This is a genomic window from Pseudomonas sp. (assembly GCF_026224925.1).
Taxonomy (GTDB): domain Bacteria; phylum Pseudomonadota; class Gammaproteobacteria; order Pseudomonadales; family Pseudomonadaceae; genus Aquipseudomonas.
Map to the genome: position 1 here is coordinate 1 of NZ_JAMFRV010000237.1, position 4,153 is coordinate 4,153.

The following is a 4,153-nucleotide window of genomic DNA, read 5'->3' on the forward strand; positions in this document are numbered from 1 at the left end:
ACGGGTGACCGCATCGAGGAAACTGCGCGGACGCCAGTGCAGAAGGGCGCCGACCATGATGAACAGGAAGTTATACGTGTTCAGGCCTGAAATCGCAGTAATCGCCGGTTTGGTCGAGAACTCATGGAACAACCAGCCCGCCGCCAACAGCACCAGCAAGATGATCAGGATCGGGCTGTATTCAAGCCACTCACCGGGACGTGTACGCTTTGGAATCGCTGGAATGCTGAAGCTCGGATCGATACCGCAAGCCGCCGCATCACGGGCGCTGGCCGGGCCAGGCGCAGTGGCGTAAGCGATGATCAGCGAGACCACCACCAATATCCCCAGCAACACACCCGACTGCCACATGAAGATGGTTTGAGTGAACGGAATCACGCCAGTGATGGCGAGGATCGACGGAGGTAGGCTGCCGGGGTTGGCTTGCAACTGAGCCGCCGAGGACGAAAGCCCCAGTGCCCAGACCGCGCCAAGACCCAGATACGCCGCAGCGCCCGCAGCACGGTAGTCCATGCGCAACTCGGTGCGACGGGCCAATGCACGAACCAGCAGGCCGCCAAATACCAGCGACAAGCCCCAGTTGAGCAAAGACGCGACCATTGCGATCAACGCGACCCAGGCCACCGCCGAGCGGCCGTTTTTTGGAATCTGAGCCAAGCGGTCAATCAGGCGAACCGCTGGAGGTGAGCTGGCGACCACATAACCGCCAATCACCACGAAAGCCATCTGCATGGTGAACGGGATCAGCGTCCAAAAGCCATCACCAAACGCGTTGGCGACTTCGGTCGGTTTAGCGCCCATGGCCATGGTGGCCACCGCAACAATAACCACGGCCAATACAGCGAACACCCAGGAATCGGGAAACCAGCGTTCTGCCCAATTGGCACAGCGCAGGGCAAAGCGGGCATAGCGGCTGTCTTCGATTTCGGCGGCCATGGGTCCTACCTTTATTAAACTTATTATTGAGTGGCCGAGTGTTCGGCCCATTTTTTTGTAGCGAAAAACGCTGAAGCTAGAACGCAATATGCCCCTTCAGTTAGTGAAGAGGCAGGATGGCACAGAGTGATGGCATATTAGTGTTGCAGGGCGGAAATAAGCTAGACCAACCCCACAGGGAAGTTGATTACCAATCCGGGTCTTGCCGAGATTCGGTGGGACCGAACTTGTTCGGGAAGCAGACGACGCGGTTTACCTGATGCACCGCGTCGCTGCCTTCGCAAACAAGTTTGCTCTCACCGGGTTCTGTGGGTTGCCTTCAAACATAGAATCTCCCACAGGGTATCGGGTTGTCTGCAAACTATTAAAACGTCATTTCAATCACATCATCCGGCACGATTAGTTTGCCGGCGGTCTTGGCGATGATTTCTTCGATGCTGACCCCCGGCGCCCGTTCGCGCAGGATGAATGCGCCGTCAGCGATTTCCAGGTAGGCCAGGTCGGTCAGCACCTTGCGGATGCAGCCAGCACCGGTCAACGGCAGGCTGCAGCGCGACAGGAGTTTCGATTCGCCATCTTTCGAGGCGTGGGTCATGGTGACGATGATGTTATCAGCGCCAGCAACCAGGTCCATCGCGCCGCCCATGCCTTTGACCAGCTTGCCGGGGATCATCCACGAAGCGATGTTGCCTTCAACGTCGACTTCGAAAGCGCCAAGCACGGTGAGGTCCACGTGGCCGCCACGGATCATCGCGAAGGACTGAGCCGAGTCAAAAATCGACGCGCCTTTACGCGCGGTCACGGTTTGCTTACCGGCGTTGATCATGTCGGCATCAATGGTTTCTTCGGTAGGAAATTCGCCCATGCCCAGTAGGCCGTTTTCCGATTGCAGCATCACGTCGATGTCAGTCGGTACGTAGTTGGCGACCAGGGTCGGAATGCCGATGCCCAGGTTGACGTAAAAACCGTCTTTGAGTTCACGGGCGACGCGCTGTGCCATTTGTTCGCGGGAAAGTGCCATGGTCAGGATCTCTTCTTGTTCTGTCGAGAGTGCTCTTGCGAGAATATTCTGCGAAAACACGTTGGGTACGATGAAGCCAGGCCTCAGGCCTTCTTCACCGTGCGCTGTTCAATGCGCTTCTCGAATGTGCCCAGAATCACTCGGTCGACATAGATGCCAGGGGTGTGGATCTCACTGGGTAGCAGCACGCCGGGTTCGACGATTTCTTCAACTTCGACCACCGTGATGCGGCCTGCGGTAGCGACCACCGGGTTGAAGTTCTGGGCTGTGTGGCGATACACCACGTTGCCGAAATGGTCAGCTTTCCAGCCTTTGACGATGGCGAAATCGCCAGTGATCGCTTCTTCAAGAATCACGTTGCGGCCATTGAACTGGCGGGTTTCCTTACCGTCAGCCACCGGCGTGCCGTAACCGGTTGCGGTGTAGAACGCAGGAATACCAGCACCGCCAGCGCGCATTTTTTCCGCCAGGGTGCCTTGGGGAGTCAGTTCAACTTCCAGCTCGCCGCTCAACAGTTGGCGTTCGAACAGGGCGTTCTCGCCGACATAAGAAGCAACCATCTTGCGGATCTGCCGGTCTTCGAGCAGTACGCCCAGACCAAAGCCATCGACGCCGCAGTTGTTGGAAACCACGGTCAAACCTTTAACGCCACGGCGTTTGATTTCCGCAATCAGGTTTTCCGGGATGCCGCACAGACCGAAGCCACCGGACAACACGGTCATGTTGTCAGTGAGCCCATCAAGGGCTTCTTCGTACGTTGATACTCGTTTATCGAGTCCAGACATGGTAGATCCGCCTTTTGTAGTTGTTGTCCGACAAGCTGGTTGTCGAATCGCGTTCAAAGCATCTTCTCTTGCCTGCAATGATTTGTTAATTTTGTTTTTCTGATGGATTGATAAAGAATTTAAATATATGAACGTCAAGCAGCTCCGAGCTTTTCTCGCCGTGGCGCAATGCCTGAGCTTTGCCCAGGCGGGGGAGCGCCTGCACTTGTCGCAACCAGCATTGAGCTTGACGGTAAAGAGTCTAGAAGATGAATTGGGCGGCAAGCTACTCAGCCGTACCACGCGCAGTGTCAGCTTGACGCCGGAGGGAGAGACCTTGTTACCGCTGGCCCGGCAGTTGTTGGCAGACTGGGACAATACCGAGGAATTGCTGCGCCAACGCTTCACCCTACAACTGGGCAAAGTATCGATCGCAGCGATGCCTTCTTACGCTGGTAACTTGTTGCCCGCCGCACTCAAGGTGTTTCGCGGACGCTATCCTCGAGTCAACGTTGCGGTGCATGACGTCATTAATGAACAGGTGCTGGAGATGGTGCGGCATCGGCGGGTCGAGCTGGGGATTGGTTTTGAGCCGGAGTCCAGCAGCTCGTTGTCATTCACCCCTTTCTATATGGATCGCTTTGTGGCGGTGGTGCCCAAAGGCTCGCCGTTGGCGCAGCGTGCCGAGGTGACGTGGAGCGAGTTGTTGCGTGAAGACTTTATCGCCCTGCAAAGGCCGTCGGCGGTGCGCCTGCTGCTGGAGCAAGACCTGCATAGGCAACACGGGAAACTGTCAGTCGCGTTCGAAAGCCACCAACTGTCGACCATCGGGCGCATGGTTGCCAGCGGGCTGGGGGTCAGTGCGGTGCCGTCGTTATGCATTCAGCAAATGCGTGAATTGGGTGCGCACTGCGTTGCGCTGGCCGAGCCACGCATTGAGCGGCGCATCGGTTTGATGATGCTGGGGGACCATAAACTGTCGGCTGCGGCTCAGGCATTGCGCGATGTGTTGATCGAGTACGCCCAGGAACAAACGCTAGAAAGCGTATGAATAATCGGATTCATTAGCGGAAAACGCCGCTTCAAGGCGGGCACTTGAGGTATTGTTGCGCGCAATTGATACCAGATATTACATTGATTTGGGTCAATGCAGCCTTGCGAACACTGCCTTGCCAATAATAGCCCTGCATTAAGGAGCACCGCTTTGGATTTCTCATCTGTTGCCTGGATGGCCCATGACACGCGTCTCATGGTCTGTTGCCTGGTGGCGATTGCTATCATCATTGTGTTGATCAGCGCCACCAAATTACCTCCGTTTTTGTCGATTCTGATTGGTACATTCATCGCTGGCGTGGGCGCCGGCTTACCGCCAGAAGACGTTGCCAAAGCGTTCAGCAAGGGCGCGGGGGCGATTCTCGGCGAGGCGGGGATC

The 4,153-nt window shown here is 56.5% G+C and carries 4 protein-coding genes and 1 pseudogene; 2 read left to right on the plus strand and 3 right to left on the minus strand.

Features of this window, described 5'->3' with window-relative positions; translation table 11 throughout:
• From M0974_RS10220 to M0974_RS10230, 3 genes are all read right to left on the minus strand, one after another.
• Positions 1–936 (minus strand): TIGR00366 family protein (locus tag M0974_RS10220; protein ID WP_297835895.1); only part of this gene is annotated, 936 nt, incomplete at its 3' end.
• A 364-nt stretch (positions 937–1,300) separates the two neighbouring features.
• Entirely contained in the window at positions 1,301–1,957 is a 657-nt protein-coding gene (locus M0974_RS10225; protein ID WP_297835896.1) for a CoA transferase subunit B, read from the minus strand.
• A gap of 83 nt (positions 1,958–2,040) precedes the next feature.
• Positions 2,041–2,742, minus strand: a complete 702-nt coding sequence (locus M0974_RS10230) for a CoA transferase subunit A (protein WP_297835897.1) — start codon at positions 2,740–2,742, stop codon at positions 2,041–2,043.
• A gap of 127 nt (positions 2,743–2,869) precedes the next feature.
• Here M0974_RS10230 and M0974_RS10235 point away from each other — a divergent pair, with 127 nt between their 5' ends.
• Together M0974_RS10235 and M0974_RS10240 are read left to right on the plus strand one after the other, a co-directional pair.
• Positions 2,870–3,772, plus strand: a complete 903-nt coding sequence (locus M0974_RS10235; protein ID WP_297835899.1) for a LysR family transcriptional regulator — start codon at positions 2,870–2,872, stop codon at positions 3,770–3,772.
• A gap of 153 nt (positions 3,773–3,925) precedes the next feature.
• Positions 3,926–4,153, plus strand: a pseudogene (locus M0974_RS10240) (gluconate transporter); the annotation flags it as partial.

What these genes read in the sequence shown, in the direction of transcription:
- M0974_RS10225 (WP_297835896.1), bottom strand. Translation starts at nt 1,957, where the DNA reads ATGGCACTTTCCCGCGAACAAATGGCACAGCGCGTCGCCCGTGAACTC.
- M0974_RS10235 (WP_297835899.1), top strand. Translation starts at nt 2,870, where the DNA reads ATGAACGTCAAGCAGCTCCGAGCTTTTCTCGCCGTGGCGCAATGCCTG.
- M0974_RS10230 (WP_297835897.1), bottom strand. Translation starts at nt 2,742, where the DNA reads ATGTCTGGACTCGATAAACGAGTATCAACGTACGAAGAAGCCCTTGAT.